This window comes from Pseudomonas sp. AC463, assembly GCF_979253585.1.
In genome coordinates this window covers 1-384 of the sequence record NZ_CEEDDZ010000196.1, presented here as the reverse complement: position 1 = coordinate 384, position 384 = coordinate 1, and the positions used below count along the sequence as shown (strand labels likewise).

Annotated in this window: 1 protein-coding gene; it reads left to right on the top strand. The window is 70.3% G+C overall.

The annotated features are described in order from the left end of the window. On the top strand, window positions 1–384 hold a 384-nt coding region (locus AC0IYH_RS29750; RefSeq protein WP_471837670.1), incomplete at both ends, for a phospholipid carrier-dependent glycosyltransferase.

Here is a 384-nt window from a genome sequence, read left to right as displayed (position 1 = left end):
GCTCGCCCGGCCGCAGAATATCGAGCATCCTCTGCTCGCCAAGGAGCTGATCGGGCTGGGAATCTGGCTGTTCGGCGATACCTCGCTCGGCTGGCGGGCGCTGTCGAGCGTGGCCGCGACGGGCGTCGTGACGGGCGTGTTCGCGCTGCTGTGGCTGGGCACGCGGCGGATGCGACCGGCAGTCATGGGTGCGGTGCTGACCGCGCTGAACTTCACCGTGTTCGTGCAGGCGCGGATCGCGATGTTGGACGGGTTCATGGCGGCGTTCGTGGTCGGTGGCGCGGTGTGCCTGCTGTGGGCGATGCATGCGCCACCGGGACGAGTCGGGCGACGCTGGGCGGCTGGCGCGGCGATGCTGGGGCTCGCGACCGCCTGTAAGTGGAC